The 22,769-nt window shown below is 71.8% G+C and carries 23 protein-coding genes; 3 read left to right on the top strand and 20 right to left on the bottom strand.

The features are described from left to right. Window positions 1-13: 13 nt before the first annotated feature. The 4 genes from ITJ68_RS10300 to ITJ68_RS10315 all read right to left on the bottom strand — a co-directional run bounded on the left by ITJ68_RS10300 (window position 14) and on the right by ITJ68_RS10315 (window position 3,563). On the bottom strand, window positions 14-181 hold the full coding sequence (locus ITJ68_RS10300; RefSeq protein WP_194661166.1) for a hypothetical protein: 168 nt from the start codon (window positions 179-181) through the stop codon (window positions 14-16). Further along, window positions 178-912 carry a DsbA family oxidoreductase gene (locus ITJ68_RS10305; RefSeq protein WP_194661167.1) on the bottom strand — a complete coding sequence of 245 codons (735 nt, stop codon included), beginning with the start codon at window positions 910-912 and terminating at the stop codon, window positions 178-180. The genes ITJ68_RS10300 and ITJ68_RS10305 overlap by 4 nt, the downstream gene beginning before the upstream one ends. A 179-nt stretch (window positions 913-1,091) precedes the next feature. After that, window positions 1,092-2,477 (bottom strand): glycine--tRNA ligase, encoded by a 1,386-nt coding sequence (locus tag ITJ68_RS10310; RefSeq protein ID WP_228505216.1) that lies wholly within the window; start codon window positions 2,475-2,477, stop codon window positions 1,092-1,094. Window positions 2,478-2,537: 60 nt separating this feature from the next. Then, entirely contained in the window at window positions 2,538-3,563 is a 1,026-nt protein-coding gene (locus ITJ68_RS10315) for an aminotransferase class V-fold PLP-dependent enzyme (protein WP_194661169.1), read from the bottom strand. Window positions 3,564-3,634: 71 nt separating this feature from the next. Between ITJ68_RS10315 and ITJ68_RS10320 the strand changes: the two genes are divergently transcribed. Continuing rightward, the gene (locus tag ITJ68_RS10320) at window positions 3,635-4,690 is read left to right on the top strand and encodes a LysR family transcriptional regulator (RefSeq protein WP_194661170.1); all 1,056 of its coding nucleotides are present in this window, start codon (window positions 3,635-3,637) and stop codon (window positions 4,688-4,690) included. Between the two features lie 144 nt (window positions 4,691-4,834). Here the strand turns inward: ITJ68_RS10320 and ITJ68_RS10325 are convergent, their stop codons facing one another. From ITJ68_RS10325 to hrcA, 15 genes are all read right to left on the bottom strand, one after another. Further along, window positions 4,835-5,632: an isoprenyl transferase gene (locus ITJ68_RS10325; RefSeq protein ID WP_194661171.1), complete on the bottom strand. Its 798-nt coding sequence runs from the start codon at window positions 5,630-5,632 to the stop codon at window positions 4,835-4,837. After that, entirely contained in the window at window positions 5,629-6,468 is an 840-nt protein-coding gene (gene recO, locus ITJ68_RS10330) for a DNA repair protein RecO (RefSeq protein WP_194661172.1), read from the bottom strand. The genes ITJ68_RS10325 and recO overlap by 4 nt, the downstream gene beginning before the upstream one ends. A 354-nt stretch (window positions 6,469-6,822) precedes the next feature. Next, window positions 6,823-8,598, bottom strand: coding sequence for a 2-isopropylmalate synthase (gene leuA, locus ITJ68_RS10335; protein WP_194661173.1), 1,776 nt, complete (start codon window positions 8,596-8,598; stop codon window positions 6,823-6,825). 309 nt (window positions 8,599-8,907) lie between these two features. Next, the gene (locus ITJ68_RS10340) at window positions 8,908-10,305 is read right to left on the bottom strand and encodes an ABC transporter permease (protein ID WP_194661174.1); all 1,398 of its coding nucleotides are present in this window, start codon (window positions 10,303-10,305) and stop codon (window positions 8,908-8,910) included. Continuing rightward, on the bottom strand, window positions 10,302-11,054 hold the full coding sequence (locus ITJ68_RS10345; RefSeq protein ID WP_194661175.1) for an ABC transporter ATP-binding protein: 753 nt from the start codon (window positions 11,052-11,054) through the stop codon (window positions 10,302-10,304). Before ITJ68_RS10345 ends, ITJ68_RS10340 begins: the two co-directional genes overlap by 4 nt. Before the next feature lie 131 nt (window positions 11,055-11,185). Continuing rightward, entirely contained in the window at window positions 11,186-11,857 is a 672-nt protein-coding gene (locus ITJ68_RS10350; protein WP_194661176.1) for a response regulator, read from the bottom strand. After that, window positions 11,854-13,092: a sensor histidine kinase gene (locus tag ITJ68_RS10355; RefSeq protein ID WP_323743279.1), complete on the bottom strand. Its 1,239-nt coding sequence runs from the start codon at window positions 13,090-13,092 to the stop codon at window positions 11,854-11,856. Before ITJ68_RS10355 ends, ITJ68_RS10350 begins: the two co-directional genes overlap by 4 nt. A 56-nt stretch (window positions 13,093-13,148) precedes the next feature. Continuing rightward, entirely contained in the window at window positions 13,149-14,087 is a 939-nt protein-coding gene (era, locus tag ITJ68_RS10360; protein ID WP_194661177.1) for a GTPase Era, read from the bottom strand. Continuing rightward, entirely contained in the window at window positions 14,084-15,406 is a 1,323-nt protein-coding gene (locus ITJ68_RS10365; RefSeq protein ID WP_194661419.1) for a hemolysin family protein, read from the bottom strand. Before ITJ68_RS10365 ends, era begins: the two co-directional genes overlap by 4 nt. Before the next feature lie 5 nt (window positions 15,407-15,411). Then, window positions 15,412-15,873 carry an rRNA maturation RNase YbeY gene (ybeY, locus tag ITJ68_RS10370; RefSeq protein WP_194661178.1) on the bottom strand — a complete coding sequence of 154 codons (462 nt, stop codon included), beginning with the start codon at window positions 15,871-15,873 and terminating at the stop codon, window positions 15,412-15,414. Then, entirely contained in the window at window positions 15,870-16,841 is a 972-nt protein-coding gene (locus tag ITJ68_RS10375; RefSeq protein ID WP_194661420.1) for a PhoH family protein, read from the bottom strand. The genes ybeY and ITJ68_RS10375 overlap by 4 nt, the downstream gene beginning before the upstream one ends. Window positions 16,842-16,899: 58 nt before the next feature. Then, entirely contained in the window at window positions 16,900-17,241 is a 342-nt protein-coding gene (locus tag ITJ68_RS10380; protein ID WP_194661179.1) for a histidine triad nucleotide-binding protein, read from the bottom strand. A 65-nt stretch (window positions 17,242-17,306) separates the two neighbouring features. Beyond that, window positions 17,307-18,044 carry a 16S rRNA (uracil(1498)-N(3))-methyltransferase gene (locus ITJ68_RS10385; RefSeq protein WP_194661180.1) on the bottom strand — a complete coding sequence of 246 codons (738 nt, stop codon included), beginning with the start codon at window positions 18,042-18,044 and terminating at the stop codon, window positions 17,307-17,309. Then, window positions 18,044-19,159, bottom strand: coding sequence for a molecular chaperone DnaJ (gene dnaJ, locus ITJ68_RS10390; RefSeq protein WP_194661181.1), 1,116 nt, complete (start codon window positions 19,157-19,159; stop codon window positions 18,044-18,046). Before dnaJ ends, ITJ68_RS10385 begins: the two co-directional genes overlap by 1 nt. A gap of 45 nt (window positions 19,160-19,204) precedes the next feature. Next, on the bottom strand, window positions 19,205-20,227 hold the full coding sequence (hrcA, locus tag ITJ68_RS10395) for a heat-inducible transcriptional repressor HrcA (protein WP_194661182.1): 1,023 nt from the start codon (window positions 20,225-20,227) through the stop codon (window positions 19,205-19,207). A 108-nt stretch (window positions 20,228-20,335) separates the two neighbouring features. Between hrcA and ITJ68_RS10400 the strand changes: the two genes are divergently transcribed. Beyond that, window positions 20,336-20,794: a DUF4870 domain-containing protein gene (locus ITJ68_RS10400; protein ID WP_228505218.1), complete on the top strand. Its 459-nt coding sequence runs from the start codon at window positions 20,336-20,338 to the stop codon at window positions 20,792-20,794. On the opposite strand, the gene hemW is transcribed toward ITJ68_RS10400, so the two are convergent. After that, a complete protein-coding gene (gene hemW, locus ITJ68_RS10405; protein ID WP_194661183.1) occupies window positions 20,791-22,023 on the bottom strand; it encodes a radical SAM family heme chaperone HemW in 1,233 nt (410 codons plus the stop codon). The genes ITJ68_RS10400 and hemW overlap by 4 nt on opposite strands. Before the next feature lie 28 nt (window positions 22,024-22,051). Between hemW and ITJ68_RS10410 the strand changes: the two genes are divergently transcribed. Continuing rightward, window positions 22,052-22,750 carry an HAD family hydrolase gene (locus tag ITJ68_RS10410; RefSeq protein ID WP_194661184.1) on the top strand — a complete coding sequence of 233 codons (699 nt, stop codon included), beginning with the start codon at window positions 22,052-22,054 and terminating at the stop codon, window positions 22,748-22,750. The last annotated feature ends 19 nt before the right edge of the window (window positions 22,751-22,769 follow it).

Here is a 22,769-nt window from a genome sequence, read left to right on the forward strand (position 1 = left end):
AGCGAGCCGGACCTCAGTCCGGGTCCTCGCTCCAGTCCCCCTCGGCGCCGGGCACGAAGCACGCGTCGCCCTCGCAGACCGGCGCCCCACCGGGCGTGACGAGCGTCAGGAGCGCGGGACCAGCCTCCAGACCGGCCGGGAGGCCCGACCCACCGCCCACGGGCACGTCGAGGCCCGTCATCGGGTCGCCGCCACGTCGGCGCTCGCGTCGTCCGTCGCGCGCTCGGTCGCCGAGGCGACCTCCTCCGGCGTCGTGCCGCGGAGCGCGACGACCTGCTGCAGCACCTGCTCGAACGCTGCGGGGTCCTGGGCACCCGAGACGCCGTACTTGCCGTCGATGACGAAGAACGGCACCCCGTTGATGCCGAACGCCTGGGCCTGGGCCTGGTCGGCGCGCACGGCGGCGAGCTGGGCGTCGTCGCGGAGGGTGCGGAGCACCTCGTCCCGGTCGAGCCCGACCTCGGCGCCGAGGTCAGCCAGGGAGTCGTCCTGCCCGACGTGCTCGCCGCGCTCGAAGTAGGCGGTGAAGAGCCGCTCGACCATCTCGAGCTGCTTGCCGTGCTGCTTGGCGAGGTGGATGACCTGGTGCGCCTTGACGGTGTTGGTGTGGCGGAGGGCGTCGTAGTCGTAGTGCAGGTCGACCTGTGCGGCGATGCCGGCGACCCGGTCGATCATCTCCTGGGCCTGCTGCACCGGCAGTCCCTTGTGCTGGGAGAGGAACTCGGCCTCGGTCCCCTCGAAGTCCACCGGGGTGTCGGGGCTCAGCTCGAACGAGTGGTACTCGACCTCCACACTGTGCCCACCACCCTTGGCACCGAACGCGGCGACGCCGGCCTCGAACTTGCGCTTGCCGATGTAGCACCAGGGGCAGGCGATGTCGGACCAGACGTCCACCTTCACAGAGTCGCTCATGCTCAACGACAACGCGACCGTGCACCCGGCATTCCCGGAGTCCCGGAGTCCCGGAGTCCCGGACGCAGGACACCGGTGTTCAGCAGTCGCGCCGCGTCCTTCCGCGGCGCGACCGACGAACACCGGTGTCGTGCGGGCCCTCGGCGACCCGCGAACGACGGGTTCTCGCCCCTGACGCGCTACGCCCCGAGCAGGCGCTCGGCGAGGTACCCCTGCAGGCGGTCGAGGCCCACGCGCTCCTGGCTCATCGTGTCGCGCTCGCGCACGGTGACGGCCTGGTCCTCGAGCGTGTCGAAGTCGACGGTGATGCAGAACGGCGTGCCGATCTCGTCGTGGCGACGGTAGCGACGACCGATCGCACCGGCGTCGTCGAAGTCCACGTTCCAGACCTTGCGCAGGTCGTCGGCCAGGCCTCGGGCGACGGGCGAGAGCTGCTCGTTGCGGGACAGCGGCAGCACGGCGGCCTTGACGGGCGCCAGGCGGGGGTCGAGGCGCAGCACGGTGCGCTTGTCCACGCCGCCCTTCGCGTTGGGGGCCTCGTCCTCGTGGTACGCGTCGAGCAGGAAGGCCATGAGCGCACGGGTCAGGCCGAACGACGGCTCGATGACGTACGGCACGTACTTCTCGTTCGCCGCCTGGTCGAAGAAGCGGAGGTCCTTGCCGGAGGACTCGATGTGGTTGTTGAGGTCGAAGTCCGTGCGGTTCGCCACGCCCATGAGCTCGCCCCACTCGGTGCCCTGGAACCCGAAGCGGTACTCGATGTCGGCGGTGGCGTCGGAGTAGTGCGCGCGCTCGCCGTCCGGGACGTCGAAGCGACGGAGGTTCTCCGGGTCGATGCCGAGGTCAGTGAACCACGCGACCGAGTCGGCGATCCACTGCTCGTAGTGCTCGCCCGCGGTGGCCGGCGGGACGAAGTACTCGATCTCCATCTGCTCGAACTCGCGCGTGCGGAAGATGAAGTTGCCGGGCGTGATCTCGTTGCGGAACGCCTTGCCGACCTGGCCGATGCCGAACGGGGGCTTCATGCGGCTGGTCGTGACGACCTGCGCGAAGTCGACGAAGATGCCCTGGGCGGTCTCCGGGCGGAGGAAGTTCAGCCCCTCTTCCGACTCGACCGGGCCGAGGTAGGTCTTGAGCATGCCGGAGAACTCGCGGGGCTCGGTCCACTGGCCGCGGGTGCCGCAGTTCGAGCAGGCGATCTCCGCCATGCCGCCCTCGGGTGCGCGGCCCTTCTTGGCCTCGAAGGCCTCGATGAGGTGGTCCTCGCGGAAGCGGTGGTGGCAGTGCAGGCACTCGACGAGCGGGTCGGTGAACGTCGCGACGTGCCCGGAGGCCTCCCACACCTTGCGGGGCAGGATGACGGCGGAGTCGAGCCCGACCATGTCCCCGCGTCCGCGGACGAACCGCTGCCACCACTGGCGCTTGATGTTCTCCTTCAGCTCGACGCCGAGGGGCCCGTAGTCCCACGCGGAACGCGAACCGCCGTAGATCTCACCCGACTGGAAGACGAAGCCGCGGCCTTTCGCGAGCGCGATGACCGAGTCGAGACGGGAGGGCTGAGCCAAGGAGAACTCCATCAGTGTCGCCGAGCTGGATGCTCGGGGCGGGGAAGGGACCGGGCAAGCCTAACGGGCGAGCACCCGGGCGACGGCGTCCACGTCCGACTCGTCGTTCCAGTGGTGGAACGCGAGCCGGAGCCGCCCCGCACGGCCCGACGCGGTGATCCCCGCCGCCCGCAGCGCCGCCAGCGCTGAGCCGGACGCGTCGGGCATCGTCACTATGGCCTGCGTCTGCCGGGCCGACCCGAGGGCGTCCGTCAGCCGGTCCGCGAGACCGGTGGCGTGCCTCCAGGCCGATGGCACGTCGAGTGACGCGACGTGCCGCAGGGCGGCGACCGCCCCGGGCCAGGCCTGCCAGGCCGGGGAGACGTCGAAGCGGCGGGCGTCGTCGGCGAGCCGCATGGCCGGTCCGTAGCAGGACGCCCAGACGTCCGCGCCCGCGTACCAGCCGGCCTGGGTCGGGCGCAGCCAGCCGAGCGCGTCGTCCGAGAGCGTCATGAAGGCGACGCCGCGCGGCGCACAGAGCCACTTGTAGGCGTGGGTGACCGTCACGTCGTAGGGGTCGGCCGACACCGGCAGCACCCCGGCCGCCTGGGTGAGGTCGCAGAGCGTCCTGGCACCCACCGCGCGGGCTGCCGCCACGACGCCCGCCGAGTCCGCGACGACGCCGGTGGCCGACTGCACGGCGGACCACGCGACGAGCGCGGTGTCGGACCGCAGGCTGGTGGCCAGGGCGTCGAGCGGGACGCTCCGGACCCGGACGCCGCGGTGTGCCTGGGCGAGGAAGGGGAAGACGATCGAGCTGAAGTCGCCGTCGGGCACGACCACCTCGGCACCGTCGGGCAGCGCCGCGGCGACCACCGCGGTCATCGTCGAGGTCTGCGAACCGGTCGCGATCCGCGCCGCGGGCACGCCGACCACCTGGCTGAAGAGCTCGCGGCCCTCCTCGACGAGGCCGCCGTAGCGGACCGGGTCCACGTGGCCGCCTCCCCAGAGGTCGAGGTCGGCCCGCATCGCGGCGAGCGTCCCGCGCGTCGGGAGCCCGGCGGTGCAGGCGGCGAGGTAGCCGTGGCCGTCGACGAAGGAGTCCATGGTCGCCATCGTCGCGGCGGCACGGGCATCACACCAGGACAGCTTGCTTCGCCCTGCCATAACATCCTGTTGTGGACGACCTCGACCCGCAGCTGCTCCGGACCCTCCGTGCCGTCGCCGACGCCGGCTCCATCACCGGCGCTGCGGCGTCCCTGGGGTACAGCCAGCCCGCCGTCAGCCAGCTGCTCCAGCGCGCGGAGCAGCGACTCGGGCACGCACTCGTGCTCCGCGGCGCCCGCGGGGTGAGCCTGACCGAGGCCGGCCAGGTCCTCGCCGACCACGCGCTGCACGTGCAGGCAGCGCTGACCGCTGCCCGCGAGGACCTCGACGCCGTCGGCGGCCTCACGCGCGGGCGGGTCCGGATCGCCGGGTTCCCGAGTGCGTCGTCCACGCTCGTGCCGGCCGTGCTCGCCTGGTTGGCCGACCGCGTGCCGGGCGTCACCACGACCTACGTCGAGGTCGAGCCGCCCGAGGCGCTCGCGATGCTGCGCCGAGGGGAGGCGGACGTCGCGCTGACCTTCACCTACGTCGGCGACGAGGTCGGTGCGGTCCCGGACCCGGGGCTGCTGACGCGGTCGATCGGGCGGGACCCGCTGGCGCTGGTCACGCCCGTGGGGGTGGGGGCAGGGGCAGGAGCGGGTGCGGGGTCGGCGGTCCGGTCTGGAGGCTCGGATCGCGGTGGTCCCGTCGGTGCCGCGGGCTCCGTGGCTGGTCCCGGCGGCGCTGGCGGGTCCGGTGCTGGTCCCGGCGTCGCCGGCGGGTCCGGTGCTGGTCCCGGCGTCGTGGACCTCGCGTCGCAGCGTGACGCGCGGTGGATCGGGGGCTGCCCGCGCTGCCGGGGTCACCTGCTCGCCTCGTGCGCGAGTGCCGGGTTCACGCCGGACATCGTGCTCGAGACCGACAACGCCGCAGCGGTCGTGGGGCTCGTCGCCGCGGGACTCGGGGTGGCGCTGCTCCCCCGGCTGGCCCTCGCGACGACGGTCATCCCCGCCGGGGTGACGGTCGACCCCGTCGACGAGGACCTGGCCCGCCACGTCGAGGTCGTCGTCGCCCGCGGAGCCGAGCGCGTGCCGAGCGTCCGGGCGACGCTCGAGGCCGTCCGCGCGGCGGCCGCCCTGCTCGCCTGAGCAGCGTGGGTTCGGCGCCGCGGCGCGGCCGGTCCGCGGCGCGGGGTCGCGGTGCCGAGACTCGGCTGCGCGGACATCGTGCGGCTGCCGGAACGCGCACGATGTCCGCGGGGCCGAGACTCGGGCCCGCCTGCGCCGCGCGGGTCAGGCGGTGGGGACGTCCACCGCGCCGCCGAAGCGCCGATCGCGGCGGGCGTACTCCTCCACCGCGCCCCAGAGGTCCGTGCGCCGGAAGTCCGGCCAGAGCCGGTCGAGGAACACCATCTCCGCGTACGCCGACTGCCACAGCAGGAAGTTGCTGGTGCGCTGTTCGCCCGAGCTCCGCAGGAACAGGTCGACGTCGGGCATGTCCGGCACGTAGAGGCGGCGGGCGAGGGCCTTCTCGGTCACCTGGCTCGGCTTGAGCGTCCCGGCGGCGACGTCCTCGGCGATCGACCGGACCGCGTCGGCGATCTCGTTCCTTCCGCCGTAGTTCACGCACATCGTCAGGGTCAGGACGTCGTTGCCCGCCGTCATCCGCTCGGCGGTCTCGAGCTCGTCGATGACGCTCCGCCACAGGCGTGGGCGCCGGCCGGCCCACCGCACCCGCACGCCCCACTCGTTCAGCTGGTCGCGCCGACGCCGGATGACGTCCCGGTTGAAGCCCATCAGGAAGCGGACCTCCTCGGGGGAACGCTTCCAGTTCTCGGTCGAGAACGCGTACGCCGAGATGTGCTTGACGCCGATCTGGATCCCGCCGGCGACGACGTCGAGGAGCGAGGCCTCGCCAGCCTTGTGGCCCTCGATCCGCGTGAGCCCACGGCCGTTCGCCCACCGACCGTTGCCGTCCATCACGATCGCCACGTGCTCGGGGACGAACCGCTGCGGGATCGCCGGGGGCGTCTCGCCCGTCCAGTCGACCGGACGGAAGGGCTCGGGAGCGTCGGTGCGGCGGGGGCTCATGCGGTGCTGGTTCCTTCGTGGACGTCGGGGATGGCCGGGGCCGGCGTCGCAGCGACCGCCCGTGCCGTCGCCGCCGGGCCGTCGTGCGTGACCGGCATCGGAGCGGGGTGCTCCGTGCGGTCGACGTGCGGCAGCGACTTCAGCGATCGTTCCAGGTGCCACTGGGCGTACGCGGCGACCACGCCGGACGCCCGCGACCTGGTCCGCTCGTCGGCCGCGTCCACGGAGGCCCAGTCCCCCGCGAGCAGCGACCCGAGGATGTCGAGCGTCGTGACGTCGAGCCGCGGCGACCCGGGCGGTGCAGCCCCGTCGGCCACGACCCCGCCGAGCTGGACGACGAACGCCGAGTGCGGGCCGGGCTCACCCGTGACGGCGCAGTCCGAGAACGAGGGCGCCCACCCCGCGATGCTCATCGCCCGCAGCAGGTAGGAGTCGAGCGTGGCGGACGGCACGTGCTCGCCGCGGGACAGTGACCGGAGGGCCCCGACGAGGAGCAGGTACTGCTGCAGGCCGGCGTCCGCCTCGCTCAGACGGTCAGCGGTCTCGACCATCGCGCTGGCGGCGGTGTACGCGCTGTAGTCGGCCACGATCTGCGCGCCGTACGCGCCGAGCGACTCGGCCTGCGTGACGATGTCGAGCGAGCGGCCCTCGTAGAACTGGGCGTCGACGACCATGAACGGCTCGAGCCGGCTACCGAACTTCGACGCCGTCCGCCGCACGCCCTTCGCGACGGCGCGGATCTTGCCGTGCTGGCGGCTGAGCATGGTGACGATGCGGTCCGCCTCGCCGAGCTTGTGGGTGCGGAGCACGACGCACTCGTCCCGGTACAGCGGCATGCCCCCAGTATCCCCCGCCGCACCGACAGCCCGGCGCAGGGGTGCTGACGCACGTGGCCGGCCGTTCCGCGCGTGGCAGGTCTCCTCGAGCGTCGTAGGTCACTTCTTCCGACCCACAACGCGCGGAACCACGTGCCATCACACCCGACACGGGTGGGAACGCACCACGGCCGGGAGGCGCGGTGCGAGTCGGACCGGCACCGCGCCTCCCGGCCGTGGTCGCGCCGCCCAGCGCCCCACTCCGCACCCCGCACCCCGCACCCCGGCCCGCCGAGATCGCACTTCGTGTCGGGTCGTGGCGCCGCGAGGCGACACGAAGTGCGATCTCACCGCGGACCGCGGGATCGGGAGGTGCTACGCGGTGACGAGCTCCGGCGACGCCGCCCCGGAGGCCGCGCCCGCGCGGACCGCCCGGTTGACGGCGGAGACGATCGCCTTGAGCGACGCGGTCGCGATGTCGGCGTCGATGCCGACGCCCCACAGCCGCACGCCGTCGACGTCGAGTTCGACGTACGAGGCCGCCTTGGCGTCTCCGGAGGCGCTCATGGTGTGCTCCGAGTAGTCGTACAGCGTGACGGCGACGCCCTGCTCCCGCATCACGGTGAGGAAGGCGTCGATCGGACCGGTGCCGACGGCCTCGGCGGTGACGCTGCCGTCGTCGACGCGCATCGCGACCGACAGGTTCGTCGTGCCGTCGAAGTCGCTCGAGGTCGCCGTCTTCGTGATCTCGTAGCGACCCCACTTGTCCTCGTCGACGGGCGCCGGCAGGTACTCGTCGCGGAACAGGTCCCAGATCTTGTCCGAGCTGAACTCGCCGCCCTCGGTGTCGGTGCGCTGCTGCACGACGCCGGAGAACTCGATCTGCAGCTTGCGGGGCAGGTCGATCGCGTGGTCGGTCTTGAGCAGGTAGGCGACGCCGCCTTTGCCCGACTGGGAGTTCACGCGGATGACGGCCTCGTACGACCGGCCGATGTCCTTCGGGTCGACGGGCAGGTAGGGGACGGCCCACTCGACCTCGTCGATGGACTTGCCCGCCGCTGCGGCCTTCGCCTTCATCGCGTCGAAGCCCTTGTTGATGGCGTCCTGGTGCGAGCCGCTGAACGCCGTGTAGACGAGGTCGCCAGCCCACGGCTGGCGCTCCGGCACGGGCAGCTGGTTGCAGTACTCGACGGTGCGCTTGACCTGGTCGATGTCCGAGAAGGAGATCTCCGGGTCGATGCCCTGCGTGAACAGGTTCATGCCGAGGGCGACCAGGTCGACGTTGCCGGTGCGCTCCCCGTTGCCGAACAGGCAGCCCTCGATGCGGTCCGCGCCGGCCAGGTAGCCGAGCTCGGCGGCGGCGACGGCGGTGCCGCGGTCGTTGTGCGGGTGCAGCGAGAGGATGACGTCCTCGCGGTGCGCCAGGCGACGGGACATCCACTCGATCGAGTCGGCGTAGACGTTCGGCGTCGCCATCTCGACCGTGGCGGGCAGGTTGATGATCACCTTGCGGTCGGGCGTGGGCTCGAAGACCTCGAGCACGGCGTTGCAGATCTGCAGCGCGACCTCGAGCTCGGTGCCCGTGTACGACTCCGGCGAGTACTCGTAGTAGACCGTCGTGTCGTGCTGCAGCGACGCCTCGACCGCCTTGCACAGCTTCGCCCCGGCGACGGCGATGTCCACCACGCCCTGGACGTCGGTGCGGAAGACGACCTCGCGCTGCACGATCGACGTCGAGTTGTAGAGGTGGACGATGGCCTGCTTCGCGCCGTCGATCGCCTCGTAGGTGCGCTGGATGAGGTGCTCGCGCGCCTGGGTCAGCACCTGGATCGTCACGTCGTCGGGGATCGCGCCCTCGTCGATCAGGCTGCGGACGAAGTCGAAGTCCGTCTGCGAGGCGCTCGGGAACCCGACCTCGATCTCCTTGTAGCCCATGCCGACCAGCAGGTCGAACATCGCGCGCTTGCGCTCGGCGTCCATCGGGTCGATGAGGGCCTGGTTGCCGTCACGCAGGTCGACGGCACACCAGCGGGGGGCCTTCTCGATGCGCTTCGTCGGCCAGGTGCGGTCCGGCAGCTCGACGGCGATCTGCTCGTGGAAGGGGACGTACTTGTGGATCGGCATCCCGGAGGGGCGCTGCGTGTTCTGCATCGTTTCGTCGCTTTCGTCGTTGCGCTGGTCATCAGCACTCGCGTGTGTGCGGCCACGACGGACTCCGCGACGAGGTGGGCCGTTGAGTCAGGCCTCGTCGCGGCAGCGAAGGAGGAGGAGCGCCGAGTACATCGCATTCACCGTAGCACCGCAGGTCACCCGTGTGACAGCGCGGTCGGCGCGGGATGGCCCGCGGAACGAGGCGGGGCGGCACCGCACGACCGACATCGGCTCGAACCGCCGGAGTCCGTGGTTCGAGCCGATGTCCGTTGTGCGACGACAGGCCACGCCAGCGCCGTGCGGCGGGCGTCAGTCGACCGCGAGGGCCTCGGTCGGCGAGACCTGCATCGCCCGGCGCACTGGGGCGACGGTGGCGGCGACCGCGAGGACGAGTGCCCCGACGACCACGATGACGATCGTCAGCGGCGGCAGGACCGGCGCTCCGGGTGAACCCATCGACCCGAGCAGCGTCTGCCCGCCGACCCAGCCGTACACCGTGCCGAGCACCAGCCCGGTGACGACGGCTGCGACCACCATCTGGACGGCCTCGGTGATGATCATCCGGCGCACCTGCGCCCCGGTGAGCCCCAGCACCCGCAGGAGCCCGAGCTCCCGACGCCGCTGCAGCACGCCGAGCGCGAGGGCGTTGACGACGCCGACCGCGGCGATGACGGCGGAGAACCCGACGATGACGCTGACCACGCCGTTGACCTGCACGAAGACGTCACGGAGCTGCTCGACCTGCTGCTTGCCGCCGCCGCCGAACTGCGCCCGGAGCTGCTCCTCCAGCAGGTGCTGCATCATCCCGAGGGCGACCGCGAACGTGACCAGCAGCGTGACGCCGATGACGAGCCCGATGGTCGCCCGCGAGGCACGACCCGGCGCCCGCAGCGCGTTCCGGCCGGCGAGGAGCACGACGGGGTCCTTCGCCCCGATCCGCCCGATCAGCGACAGGACGGGCGGCATCACGATCGTCGCACCGACGGCGACCCCGGCGAACGAGATGAAACCCCCCAGTGCTGCGGGGAACACCGCGACCGGGCTGCTGGAGCTCAGGAGGAGGCCGAGCAGCATCAGCGCAGCGCCGCCGGCCATGAGCAGGACCGCCCAGACCTTCCGCGCGAGCCCGGACCTGACGTCGTCGTGACTCGGTTCGACGACGGAGGACAGCGCCTGCAGCGGCGTGACGGTGAGCACGCGGCGCGACCCGACCGCGAAGGCACCCCAGGTGGCCAGCACGACGGCCACCACCGGGAGCACGAGCTGCCACGGCACGAGCGTGTACGACGTGTCGGGCAGGAAGCCGTTGCCGCGGAGCACCGCGACGAAGAGGGCGGACAGGCCGGTGCCGACGACGACGCCGATGAGCCCGCCGATCACCCCGACCACCAGGCCGGCGCGGGTGATGCGGGAGCGCAGGGTGGCCCCGGTGGCGCCCACGAGCCGCTGGAGCGCGATGACCCGGGTCTGTCCGGCGATGAGCGTCGCGCACGTGTTGGCGGTGACGATCGCCCCGACGTACAGGGCGATGCCGAGGAAGAGCCACCCGACGACGTCGAGTACTGACTTGACCGAGGCGACGTCGGACAGCCCCGCGGCCCGGAGCGCCTCGGTGACGATCCCCGGAGCGATGACGAGTGCGGAGCCGAACGTGGTGCCGAGCGCGGCGACGAGGACGGTGGGCGAGAAGTCGCGGACGGTGTTCATGCGGCGGCCTCCATCCCGAGCATCGTGGTGGAGATGTCGGCGGCGCTCATCGCGGGCCGGTCGCCCACGATGCGGCCGTCGGCGAGGAACAGGATGCGGTCGGCGTTGGCGGCGGCGACCGGGTCGTGGGTCACCATGACGACGCTCTGGCCCCACTCGGCCACGGCGCCGCGAAGGATCCCGAGGACGTCGCGCCCGGTGCGGGAGTCCAGGGCCCCGGTCGGTTCGTCGGCCACCACGACGGCGGGACGGGACGCCAGTGCGCGGGCGATCGCGACGCGCTGCTGCTGGCCGCCGGACAGCTGGTGCGGACGGTGCGAGAGTCGGTTGCCGAGCCCGAGCATGTCGACGAGCCGGTCGATCCAGGCGTTCTCCTCGGCCGACGTCCGGTGTCCACCGAGCAGGAACGGCAGCCGGATGTTCTCGCTGACGTCGAGCGTCGGGACGAGGTTGAAGGACTGGAAGACGAAGCCGAGCCGACGACGACGGAGCTCGGTGAGGTCCTTGTCGCCGAGGCCCGTGATGTCGACGCCGTCGATCTGGATGCGGCCGGCCGACACGGTGTCGAGCCCCGCGGCGACGTGCATGAGCGTCGACTTGCCGGAACCCGACGGCCCCATCACCGCGGTGAACTCACCCGCGCCGATGTCGACGCTGACGTCGTCGAGCGCGGTGACGCGGCGGGCCGCGTCCCCGAAGTGCTTGGAGACGTGGTCGAGGCGGATGATGGGAGCGTGGCTGGTGGTCATGGTCCAACGATGACGGCCGGGAGGCCCGCCCCGCGTCCGTCGGTCGGCTCCTGTGGATGCGCCGCTCGGTGCACTTCCCGGTGGAGGACTCATCCGCTCGGATGACTCCCCGACCCCGGACGGCGGGGCCGTCAGTCCTTGGTGACGAGACCGTGCTCGTGCGCGAAGACCACCAGGCGGACCCGGTCGCGCAGGCCGAGCTTGCTGAGGACCCGGGAGATGTGGGTCTTCACGGTCGCCTCGCTCACGAACTCGTGCTGCGCGATCTCGCTGTTGCTGAACCCGCGGGCGGCGAGGTCGAAGATCTCGCGCTCGCGCGGCGTGAGGTCGTTGACGGCCGCCGGGACGTTCGCGGCACGCTCGGCGGTGTCGTCGTACCGACGGAGGAGCTCCCGTGTCGCCGACGCCGCGAAGACCGCCGTGCCCGCGTGGACGGTGCGGATCGCCGCGAGGAGGAACTCGGGGTCCGCGTCCTTGAGCACGAAGCCACTGGCACCCGCGCGGATGGCCTTCGCCGCGGCCTCGTCGAAGTCGAACGTCGTCAACACGAGGACCTTGGCGCCGTCCGTGCCGGCGTCCTCGACGATGCGCGCGGTGGCCGTGATGCCGTCCATCACGGGCATGCGGACGTCCATGAGCACGACGTCGGGTCGCCCCTGCCGGACGAGCTCGACGCCCTCGGCGCCGTTGCCGGCTTCCCCGACGAAGCGCAGGTCCGGCTGGGAGTCGATGAGCATCCGGATGCCGGTGCGGAAGAGCGCCTGGTCGTCGACGAGGGCGACGCGGATCGGGGTGTCGGTCATGGCGCGGTGCGCTCCTGGTCGGTCGAGGTGAAGAGACCGCGGGGCATCTGCCCGGTGGCGGGGTGTGCTGGCATGCGGACGGCGACGGCGAAGTCCTGCCCGCGCGGTCCGGCGGTCATGGTGCCACCGGACAGGGTCGCACGCTCCCGCATCCCGACCAGTCCGTGTCCGGTGCCGGGTCCGGCGCGGCCGTCGTCAGAGCGACGGTTCACGACGTCGATCTCGACGGTGTCCGGGCGGTAGGTCAGGGACGCGTGCACCGGTGTCCCGCGTTCGCCGTGCTTGTAGGCGTTCGTCAGGCTCTCCTGCACGATCCGGTACACCGCGAGCTGCGTGCTCGTCGGCAGGCTGCTCGGGTCGCCGTTCCGTTCGACGTCGACCTCCAGGCCGACCTCGCGCATCTCCCCGACGAGCCGCTCGATGTCGTCGATGTCCGGGGTCGGCGTGGTGCCCTGCTCGTGCCGGAGCGCCCCGAGGAGTTCACGGACGTCGCCGAGCGCTCGACGCGCCGTGCTCGAGATCGTTCCCAGCGCCTGGTCCGCCACCGCGGGGTCGGCCTTCAGCGCGTAGCGGGCCCCGTCGGCCTGCGCGATCACCACGGCGAGGGAGTGGGCGACGATGTCGTGCATGTCGCGAGCGATGCTGACCCGCTCCTGCTCGACGGCGACGGCGCGGTCGGCACGCGCGGCGTCGCGTTCGGCGAGCAACTGGGCCTCGCGGCTCATCCGTGCGGTCTGCCGCGTGCGCGCGACAACGCCACCGAGCCACGGCAGCAGCAGCAGCGCGAGGACGACGATCAGGACCACACCGATGACCCGCCCGGACTCGATCACGGGCCCGTCCTGGGTCGGTTCGTGCAGGCGGGTGATGAAGTCCGGGATCCCGACGTACAGGGCAGCCGTCACGGACCCGACGATCGCCGAGACCAGGCCGGCGACCCGGACGCGACTGCTGCCGTACGCGCTGGTCGTGTACATGACCCCGGCGATGAAGATGTTCGACGGGTCCGGCTGCTGACCGGTCACCATCTGGTAGATCGCGGTGACCCAGGCGAGCGAGAGCGCCAGCCCCGGCGACAGACGCCGGATGGCCAACGCCGCGGTCATCCCGACGACGATGAACGCCTGGTCGCTCGTGAGCAGACCTGCCGCCCCGACGAGCCCGACGAGCACGCCGAGTGCCGCGGCGACGACGACGTCGGTGACGATCTGGCTGCGCAGCATGGGACGGAACACCCGTCCACGGTACGGCTCGCGGGGCACGTGCGCGTCCGTCCGTCGGATGACGGGCGTCAGAACCCCAGGCGCCCGAGCTGCTTCGGGTCGCGCTGCCACTCCTTGGCGACCTTCACCCGGATGTTGAGGTACACGTGGCGACCACCGAGCAGCGACTCGATCTCGGCGCGCGCGCGGATGCCGACGTCCTTCAGCCGCTCGCCCTTGTGGCCGATGACGATGGACTTCTGGCTGTCCCGCTCGACGAACAGGTTCGCGAAGATCCGCAGCGGCCCGTTGGGGTCGTCGTCCGGGTCGGGTTCGACCATGTCCTCGATCAGCACGGCCAGGGAGTGCGGGAGTTCGTCGCGGACGCCTTCGAGCGCGGCTTCGCGGATGAGCTCGGAGATGCGCTCCTCGTTCGTCTCCTCGGTGATCGCGTCCGCCCCGTAGAGCGCGGGCGACTCCGGCATCAGCCGGGTGATCTCCATCAGGAGGGCGTCGAGCTGGGTGCCCTCGGTGCCGGAGGTCGGCACGATGGCGTCCCACTCGCGGAGCGCGGAGACGGCGAGGAGCTGCTGGGCGATCTTCTCCTTGCCGGCACGGTCGACCTTCGTCACGATCGCGACCTTCTTGGCACGGGGGAAGTGGTCGAGCGTTTCGTTGATGAAGCGGTCGCCCGGGCCGATCGGCTCGTTCGCCGGCACGCAGAACCCGATGACGTCGACGTCACCGAGCGTGGACTGCACGAGGTCGTTGAGCCGCTCGCCGAGGAGCGTGCGCGGGCGGTGCACACCGGGGGTGTCGACGATGATCACCTGGCCGTCGGGACGGTGCACGATGCCACGGATGGCCCGTCGGGTGGTCTGCGGCTTCGAGGACGTGATCGCGACCTTCTCGCCGACGAGCGCGTTCGTCAGCGTCGACTTGCCGACGTTCGGGCGTCCGACGAACGACACGAAGCCGGCTCGGTAGGTGATGGGGTGCTCGGTGGTGCCGTCGTCGGTGTCGCTCATGCGGAGTGGGTTCCCGTCGTGGTGGATGCGGTGCCGTCGAACGCCTGCTCGACGCGCTCGAGGGCGTCGGTGCGCTCGGCGAGCACGGAGATGAGGTGGCGGCGCTTGCCCTCGACCCGGTCGGCGGTCAGGACGACCCCGGAGACGGTGACGGACTCCCCCGCGGTGGCGAGGTGGCCGAGCTCCTTGGTGAGCAGGCCGCCGGCGGTGTCGACGTCGTCGTCGTCGAGGTCGATGCCGAACAGGTCGCCGAGGTCGTCGATCGGCATCCGGGCGGAGATCCGCCAGACGCCGTCGCCGAGGTCCACGCGGTCGACCACCGTGCGGTCGTACTCGTCGGAGATGTCCCCGACGAGCTCCTCGATGAGGTCCTCCATCGTCACGAGCCCGGCGACCCCGCCGTACTCGTCGACGACGAGCACCAGGTGGTTCTTCGCGGCCTGCATGTGGCGCAGGGTGTCGTCGGCGTGCTTGGACTCGGGGACGAACTCGGCGACGCGCAGCAGCGACGTCACCGGGCGGCCACCGGCGTCGGGGCTCTCGTAGAGGGCGCGGGCCAGGTCGCGCAGGTAGACGACGCCGAGGACGTCGTCGCTGTCGCGGCCCGTGACCGGCATGCGCGAGACCCCGGCGGCGAGGAACTGCTCCATCACCGCGGCGAGCGAGTCACCGGCGTCCGCGGTGACCATGTCCGTCCGGGGCACCATGACCTCGCGCACCAGGGTGTCGCTGAACTCGAAGACCGAGTGGATGAGCTCGCGGTCGTCGGCTTCGAGGACGTTGCTCTCGGTGGCCTCGTCGACGAGGGACAGCAGTTGCTCCTCGCTCGAGACGCTCGACGTGCTGCCGTTCCGCCCCGGCGTGACCCGGTCGCCGATCACGACGAGGAGTCCGGCGAGCGGCCCGAGCACGATGCGCACGGTGTGGATGAGGCCGCCGGTCAGCCCGACGAGCTGCTCCGGGTGTGCCCGTCCGACGCTGCGGGGGCTCGACCCGACCAGGACGAACGACACGGCCGTCATGATCGCGGCGGACACGATGAGTGCCAGCCACCAGGTGTCGAGCACGCTGAACAGCGCGATCGTGACGAGCACGGCCGCTGCGGTCTCCGCCAGCACCCGGAAGAAGTTCAGTGCGTTGACGTGGGCACCGACGTCGTCGGCAATGGCCTCGATCGCACGGCGGCGCTTGTGGCCCTTGGCGATCTCGTCGAGGTCGGCGCGGGACGACACGGCCAGCGCGGCGTCGGCGGATGCCAGCAGTCCGCCGAGGACCACGAGCACGAACGCCACCGCGAGCAGGGCGGCGACGAGGAGCACTGCCGTCACCGCCCTCGGCGCTGGGCGGCGAACCCGGCGAGGATCTCCCCCTGCAGCCCGAACATCTCGGCCTTCTCGTCGGGCTCCGCGTGGTCGAACCCGAGCAGGTGCAGGATGCCGTGGCACGTCAGCAGCAGGAGCTCGTCGGTGGTGGAGTGCCCGGCGGTCGTCGCCTGGGCCTCGGCCACCTGCGGGCAGAGCACGATGTCACCGAGCAGCCCGGCCGGGGTGGGCTCGTCCTCGGTGCCCGGGCGGAGCTCGTCCATCGGGAAGCTCAGGACGTCGGTCGGACCCGGCTCGTCCATCCACCGGATGTGCAGCTGCTCCATCGCGCCCTCGTCGACGAGCACGACGGCGAGTTCCGCGTCGGCGTGCACGTGCATGGCGTCGAGCGCGAACGCGGCGAGGCGCTGGATGGCGTCGTCGTCGACCGCGACGCCGGACTCGTTGTTGAGCTCGATGCTCACCGGGCGCCTCCTCTGGCGTCGTTCTTCGTGCTGGACTGGCGGCGCTCCGCCTGCTCGACGAGCCGCTGCTCGTCGTACACGGTGTAGGCGTCGACGATCCGACCGACGAGGGTGTGGCGGACCACGTCCTCGCTGCCGAGACGGGCGAAGTGGATGTCCTCGACCTCGGACAGGATCTGCGTGACCAGCCGCAGGCCGGAGACGTTGCCGGGCAGGTCGACCTGGGTGATGTCGCCCGTGATGACCATCCGCGACCCGAACCCGAGGCGGGTGAGGAACATCTTCATCTGCTCGGGCGTGGTGTTCTGGGCCTCGTCGAGCACCACGAACGAGTCGTTGAGCGTGCGCCCGCGCATGTACGCCAGCGGTGCGACCTCGACGGTGCCGGCGGCCAGGAGCTTCGGGACCAGCTCGGGGTCCATCATCTCGTTGAGCGCGTCGTACAGCGGCCGGAGGTACGGGTCGATCTTGTCCGTCAGCGTGCCGGGCAGGAACCCGAGCCGCTCGCCGGCCTCCACCGCGGGACGGGTCAGGATGATGCGGGTGACCTCGCGCCGCTGCAGGGCCTGGACGGCCTTGGCCATGGCGAGGTACGTCTTGCCGGTGCCGGCGGGGCCGATGCCGAACGTGATCGTGTGCTCGTCGATGGCGTCGACGTACCGGCGCTGCCCGTCCGTCTTCGGACGCACGGACTTGCCGCGGCTCGCCACGATCGGTGTGCCGTAGACGTCAGCGGGGCTGCGGGCCTCGTCGATGATGCGCGCCGACGTGGGGATGTCCGACTGGCCGATGTCCTGGCCGCGCTTGACCATGTCCACGAGCTCGTCGACCAGTGCGCGGGCACGGGCGACGTCGCGCTCCGGACCGGTCAGGGTGACCTGGTTGCCGCGGACGAGCACGCGGACGCCGGGGTACTGGCGTTCGACGGTCTTCAGCAGCCGGTCCTGTGGGCCGAGGAGCTGGACCATCGCGATCCCGTCGACGGCGAGTTCCGAGACGGCTTCGGTCTCGGTGGGTGCGGTGTCGTCAGCTGGCAAGGGTGCCTTCCTGCAGGTCGCCTGCGAGTACGTGTGCGTGCACGTGGAACACGGTCTGTCCGACGGTCTCGCCGGTGTTGAAGACGAGCCGGTACTGCCCGCCCGAGCGCTCGTCGGCGATGCGCTGGGCGGTCGCGATCACGTGCGCCAGGAGGTCCGGGTCACCGGCCGCGAGTTCGGTGACGTTCTGGTACTGCTCGGTCTTCGGGACCACGAGGACGTGGACCGGGGCCTTCGGGGCGATGTCCTCGAACGCGATGACGCGGTCGTCCTCGGCCACGATGGTCGCCGGGACGTCGCGCGTGACGATCTTCGAGAAGATGCTGCTCATGGCCCCATCGTAGGACGCCCGACCGACGCCGCGCCCTCCGGGTGCGACCGTGCTGCGCGAGGCGGTCACCAGCGGCCGAGGCGGGCCTGCAGGACCGCCAGTGCCGCGGGCCCGGCGGTGGAGGTCCGCAGGACGGTGTCACCGAGCCGGACCCGCACCGCACCGGCGGCTTCGAGACGCTCCAGCTCGGAGCCGTCGATGCCGCCTTCCGGTCCGACGACCAGGGCGATCTCGGTGGCATCGGCCGGGGGCGCCCACGTGGCGAGCCGCTCGGTCGCGGTGGGGTCGAGCAGGACGAGCACGACGCCGTCCGAGGACGCCGCCGCGAGCTGCGCGGTCGTCATCGGCAGGTCCACCGAGGGCACGCGCGACCGGATCGCCTGCTTGGCGGCCTCGTGCGCGATCGCAGCCCACCGGGCACGGCCCTTCTCGACCTTGGCGCCGTCCCAGCGGGAGACGCTGCGCGCCGCCGACCAGGGCACGACGCGGTCGACGCCGATCTCGGTCGCGGCCTGCACCGCCATCTCGTCGCGTCCGCCCTTCGCGAGCGCCTGCACGAGGGTAAGCGACGGGGACGGCGGTTCCTCGACCACCACGGACGCGACGGTCAGCACGAGGGCGTCACGACCGACGGACTCGACCGGTCCGAGCACGACGGTGCCGCGGCCGTCACCGAGGCGGAGCGTCTCCCCGACCCGCACCCGCGACACCGTGACCGCGTGGCGGCCCTCGGCGCCGTCGAGCGGGACGGAGTCCCCGACGGTCACGCCGTCGAGGGACTCCACCAGGTAGAGCGACGCCATCAGAAGTTGAAGAAGCGGTCGCGCAGCTTGCCGAACATGCCCTGCTGGAACCGGGCGAGTTGCGGTGCCGCGGACTTGTGCGACTTCGCGAGCTGCTCGACGAGCTGGCGCTCCTTGTGCGAGAGCTTCGTCGGGGTCACGACCTGCACGCCGACCCGGAGGTCACCGCGCCCGCTGCCACGCAGCTTCGTGATGCCGCGGTCCTTGATCACCAGGACGTCGGCGCTCTGCACGCCCGGTCGGACCTCGAGCTCCACGGGACCGTCGAGGCCGTCGATCGTCGTCGTGGTGCCGAGGATCGCGTCGGTCATCTGGACCTCGAGCGTGGCGAGCAGGTCGTCGCCGTCGCGGCTGAAGACGTCGTGGTGGTGCACCCGGACCTCGAGGAACAGGTCACCGGAGGGTCCACCCGCCGGGCCGACCTCGCCCTGGCCGGGCATCTGGAGGCGCAGACCGGAGTCGACGCCGGCCGGGATGTCGACCGGGATGGTGCGACGGGCGCGGACGCGACCCTGGCCCTGGCACGTCGGGCAGGGGTTCGGGATGACGGTGCCGTGGCCGCGGCAGGTGCCGCACGGCGCGCTCGTCACGACGTTGCCGAGGAGCGACCGGACCTGGCGCTGGATCGAGCCGGACCCGCCGCAGATGTCACAGGTGCGCGGGCTGGTGCCCGGTGCGCAGCAGGAGCCGCCGCACGTCTCGCAGAGCACCGCGGTGTCGACCTCGACGTCCTTGTGCGTGCCGAAGACGACCTCGTCGAGGTCGACGTCGATGCGCAGCAGGGCGTCCTGTCCGCGCTCGGCCCGGCTGCGGGGACCGCCGCCACGGCCACCACCGGCGCCGCCGCCGAAGAAGGCGTCGAAGATGTCGCTGAAGCCCGCCGCACCACCGCCGCCGCCGAAGGGGCTGTCGGCGGGGCCGGCGTCGTAGCGGCGCCGCTGCTCGGGGTCGCTCAGCACGTCGTACGCGTGCGTGACGTCCTTGAAGCGTTCGGCGGCGTCGGGGCTCGGGTTCACGTCCGGGTGGAGTTCCCGCGCGAGTCGGCGGTACGCCTTCTTGATGTCGGTGTCGGCCGCGTCGCGCGGGACACCGAGGACGTCGTAGTGGTCTGCCACGTATCCCTCAGTTGTGTTCGTCGGTGGGTCGGATGATGGGGGTCGTCAATTCTCGCCGAGGAGCCTGGAGAGGTACCGGGCGACTGCCCGCACCGCTGCCATGTTCGAGCCGTAGTCCATGCGCGTCGGTCCGAGGACGCCCAGCCGGGCGACCTCGCCGCCGGCTGCGACGTACCCGCCGGCCACGATGCTCGTGGCGTCGAGACCGTACTCCGCGTTCTCGACGCCGATTCGCGCGGTCACGGAGACGTCGTCGAGCTGCATCTCCCCGAACAACCGGAGCAGGGTCACCTGTTCCTCGATGGCTTCGAGCACGGGGAAGAGCCCGCCGGAGAAGTCCTGCTCGCTCTTGGCGAGGTTGGCGGCGCCGGCCATCAGCAGGCGGTCCTGCCGGTTGGCGGCGACCTGCTCGATGAGCGTCGCGACGACCACGCCGGCCAGGGTCTGCGAGTCCGGGCGGATCTGTGCGGGGATCGCCCGCAGCGCGGTGGGGACGTCCTGCAGCGGGAGCCCGACGGTCGCGCCGTTGAGCACCGAGCGGAGTTCGACCAGGGCGGACTCGTCGAGCCGGACGTCGGTCTCCACGACGCGCTGCTCGACCCGGGCGGTGTCGGTGATGAGCACGACCATCAGGCGGGTGTCGCCGAGCCGGACGAGTTCGACGTGCTGGACCCGGGCGCGCACCATCGACGGGTACTGCACCAGGGCGACCTGGTTCGTCAGCTGGCTGAGCAGCCGGACGGTGCGGCTGAGGACGTCGTCGAGGTCGTTGGACGCCCCGAGGAAGGTCTCGATGGCGTGGCGCTGCGCACTCGAGAGCGGCCGTGCGGCGGCGAGGTGGTCGACGAAGACGCGGTAGCCCTTGTCCGTCGGCACCCGGCCGGACGAGGTGTGCGGGGCGATGATGAGCTGCTCGTCCTCGAGCAGGGCCATGTCGTTGCGGATCGTCGCGGCGCTGACCCCGAAGGCGTGCCGGTCGACGATGGACTTCGACCCGACGGGCTCGCGCGACGAGACGTAGTCACGCACGATGGCCTTGAGGACCTCGAGGGAACGTTCACTGACCACCGGGACCCCTTCCACGCGTGCTGGCACTCGGACGTGTCGAGTGCTGATCCTACGCCTGCACACCGACACGCTCGGACTTCTCCGGGGGCCGGTCGCTACGCTGCCGCCATGAGCTACGGACACGAGCAGGACGGCGCCAGAGGCCCCGGTCAGCCCCGCCCCGGCGACTACGCCCACCAGCCCCACCCGCAGGGCTACGGGCAGCAACACGGCGGCCCGCAGTACCAGCCGCCGCAGCCGCTGACGCCCGAGGACCAGCGCCTCTGGGCAACGCTCACCCACGTGGGCGGGATCTTCCTGAGCTTCGTGGGGCCGCTCGTGGCCTACCTGGTGCTGCGGGACCGCGGCGGCTTCGTCCGCGAGCACACCCGCCAGGCGCTGAACTTCCACATCACGGCCGCGATCGCCAGCTTCGTCGCCGGCCTGCTGACGCTGCTGCTCATCGGCTTCGTGCTGCTGCCGATCATCAGCGTCCTCGTGGTCGTCTTCGCGATCATGGCTGCCGTCGCCGCCAACCAGGGGCGCTTCTACCGCTACCCGCTGACGATCGAGTTCGTGAAGGCCTAGTCGAGCAGTTCGCGGACCACCGCGTCCGCGAGCAGCCGGCCCTGCAGCGTCAGGTCGAGGCGACCCGGCGTCCCGGGGCGGCCCAGGGCACTGCGGCCGTCCACGAGACCGCGCGCGATGAGCCCGGCGACCCGGCCACGGGCCTCCTGGCGGAGTTCCTGGGTGGTGAGCTCCCCACGGACGCGCGCGGCGAGCAGCACGCGCTCGACGTAGCGGGTCTCGTCGTCGAGCGTCTCGCGACCGGCGGCCGGGGACACGTCCTGGAGCACGCGGCCCGCGTACGCGGCCGGGTGCTTGACGTTCCACCAGCGGGTGCCGGCGACGCTCGAGTGCGCGCCGGGGCCGACGCCCCACCAGTCGTGGCCCTTCCAGTAGGACAGGTTGTGCCGGCTGACGTGCTCGTCGCCGCGGGCCCAGTTCGAGACCTCGTACCAGGAGTAGCCGGCGTCGCCGAGCACCTGGTCCGCGAGCTCGTACATGTCGGCGGCGAGGTCGTCGTCCGGGGCGGGCAGCTCACCGCGGGAGACCGCGCGGCCCATCGCGGTGCCGTCCTCGACGATCAACGAGTACGCGGAGACGTGGTCGGGCTCGCATGCGAGCGCGGCGTCGAGCGAGGTGCGCCAGTCGTCGAGGGACTCCCCCGGCGTCGAGTAGATGAGGTCGAGCGAGACGTCGAGGCCGAGCTGCTTCGCGAGGTCGACGACGACCGGCACGCGCTCGGGGTCGTGGGTGCGGTCGAGGGTGGCGAGCACGTGCGGCACCGCCGACTGCATGCCGAAGCTCATCCGGTTGAACCCACCGGCGCGGAGGGTCTCGAGCGAGGCCGCGTCGACGGAGTCCGGGTTGGCCTCGGTCGTGACCTCGGCCCCCGGCAGGATGCCCCACGTGTCGTCGATCGCGCGGAGGATCATCGCGAGGTCGCTCGCCGGCAGCATCGTCGGGGTGCCACCACCGAAGAACACGGTCGACACCGGCCGACGGGGCACGCCCGAGCGGTCGAGGACCGACGCGGCCCACTCGATCTCGCGCACCGCGTGGCCGGCGTAGTCGTCACGGCGGACGCCCCGCAGCTCGGACGCCGTGTACGTGTTGAAGTCGCAGTAGCCGCAGCGCACCCGGCAGAACGGCACGTGCACGTAGACACCGAAGGGGACGTCACCCGCACCGGCCGCCGGGGTGAGCAGGCCGTCCGCGGGAGCCGGGTCAGCGATCGGGAGAGCACTCGGCATGGACTCCATTCTCCGCCATGATGGAGCCATGGAGCACCACTCGGTCCCGACCACGGTGCTGTGGGACATCGACGGCACCCTCGTCCGGAACGCCACCTCCCCCGGCAACCTGTACCACCTGGCGCTCGAGCGCGCGACGGGCCGTGACCTCCCCCTGCTCGTCGGTCACCAGCACGGGCGCACCGACGCCGGCATCATCGCCGAGCACGTCCGCGCCCACGACCTCGCCGTCGACGTGATCCCGACCGTGACCGCGCACCTCCGCGACCTGTCCGAGGAACGGCACCGCGCCGGCGAGCACCGCACGGCCGCTCCCGGAGCCCTCGCCCTGGTGACCCGCTTCGCGGCGCTCGGCTGGCGGAACGGGCTGCTCACCGGCAACTCCGCGTACCGCGCCCGCGTCAAGCTCGCCGGCGCCGGGTTCGACGTGGACGCCTTCGACTGGGACCACTCGTACTTCGGGGACGAGGAGGTCGAGCGCGCCGGGGTGACCGCCCTCGCCGCGGAGGCCCTCGCCGGCACCCGCGCGGTCATCGTCGGCGACACCCCGCGGGACGGCGAAGCGGCCGACGCGGTGGGCATCCCGTTCCTGGCCGTGGCGACGGGCGTCTACGACGTCGAGGCACTCCGGCACACGAACGCGGCGGCGATCGCGCGGGACTGCGTCGTCGACGCGGCCCTCATCGAGGACGCCATCGCCGCGCTGCCCCCGCTGCGACACGAGTAGCGGGCGTCCACCCGGGCGG

The organism is Curtobacterium sp. VKM Ac-1395, from assembly GCF_015350975.1.
Lineage (GTDB): Bacteria > Actinomycetota > Actinomycetes > Actinomycetales > Microbacteriaceae > Curtobacterium.

Bases quoted from the DNA above. Each gene is read 5' to 3' on its own strand.
- ITJ68_RS10300 (WP_194661166.1), bottom strand. From the start codon at position 181: ATGACGGGCCTCGACGTGCCCGTGGGCGGTGGGTCGGGCCTCCCGGCC.
- ITJ68_RS10305 (WP_194661167.1), bottom strand. From the start codon at position 912: ATGAGCGACTCTGTGAAGGTGGACGTCTGGTCCGACATCGCCTGCCCC.
- ITJ68_RS10315 (WP_194661169.1), bottom strand. From the start codon at position 3,563: ATGGACTCCTTCGTCGACGGCCACGGCTACCTCGCCGCCTGCACCGCC.
- ITJ68_RS10325 (WP_194661171.1), bottom strand. From the start codon at position 5,632: ATGAGCCCCCGCCGCACCGACGCTCCCGAGCCCTTCCGTCCGGTCGAC.
- recO (WP_194661172.1), bottom strand. From the start codon at position 6,468: ATGCCGCTGTACCGGGACGAGTGCGTCGTGCTCCGCACCCACAAGCTC.
- leuA (WP_194661173.1), bottom strand. From the start codon at position 8,598: ATGCAGAACACGCAGCGCCCCTCCGGGATGCCGATCCACAAGTACGTC.
- ITJ68_RS10340 (WP_194661174.1), bottom strand. From the start codon at position 10,305: ATGAACACCGTCCGCGACTTCTCGCCCACCGTCCTCGTCGCCGCGCTC.
- ITJ68_RS10345 (WP_194661175.1), bottom strand. From the start codon at position 11,054: ATGACCACCAGCCACGCTCCCATCATCCGCCTCGACCACGTCTCCAAG.
- ITJ68_RS10350 (WP_194661176.1), bottom strand. From the start codon at position 11,857: ATGACCGACACCCCGATCCGCGTCGCCCTCGTCGACGACCAGGCGCTC.
- era (WP_194661177.1), bottom strand. From the start codon at position 14,087: ATGAGCGACACCGACGACGGCACCACCGAGCACCCCATCACCTACCGA.
- ITJ68_RS10375 (WP_194661420.1), bottom strand. From the start codon at position 16,841: ATGGTCCAGCTCCTCGGCCCACAGGACCGGCTGCTGAAGACCGTCGAA.
- ITJ68_RS10380 (WP_194661179.1), bottom strand. From the start codon at position 17,241: ATGAGCAGCATCTTCTCGAAGATCGTCACGCGCGACGTCCCGGCGACC.
- ITJ68_RS10385 (WP_194661180.1), bottom strand. From the start codon at position 18,044: ATGGCGTCGCTCTACCTGGTGGAGTCCCTCGACGGCGTGACCGTCGGG.
- ITJ68_RS10400 (WP_228505218.1), top strand. From the start codon at position 20,336: ATGAGCTACGGACACGAGCAGGACGGCGCCAGAGGCCCCGGTCAGCCC.
- hemW (WP_194661183.1), bottom strand. From the start codon at position 22,023: ATGCCGAGTGCTCTCCCGATCGCTGACCCGGCTCCCGCGGACGGCCTG.
- ITJ68_RS10410 (WP_194661184.1), top strand. From the start codon at position 22,052: ATGGAGCACCACTCGGTCCCGACCACGGTGCTGTGGGACATCGACGGC.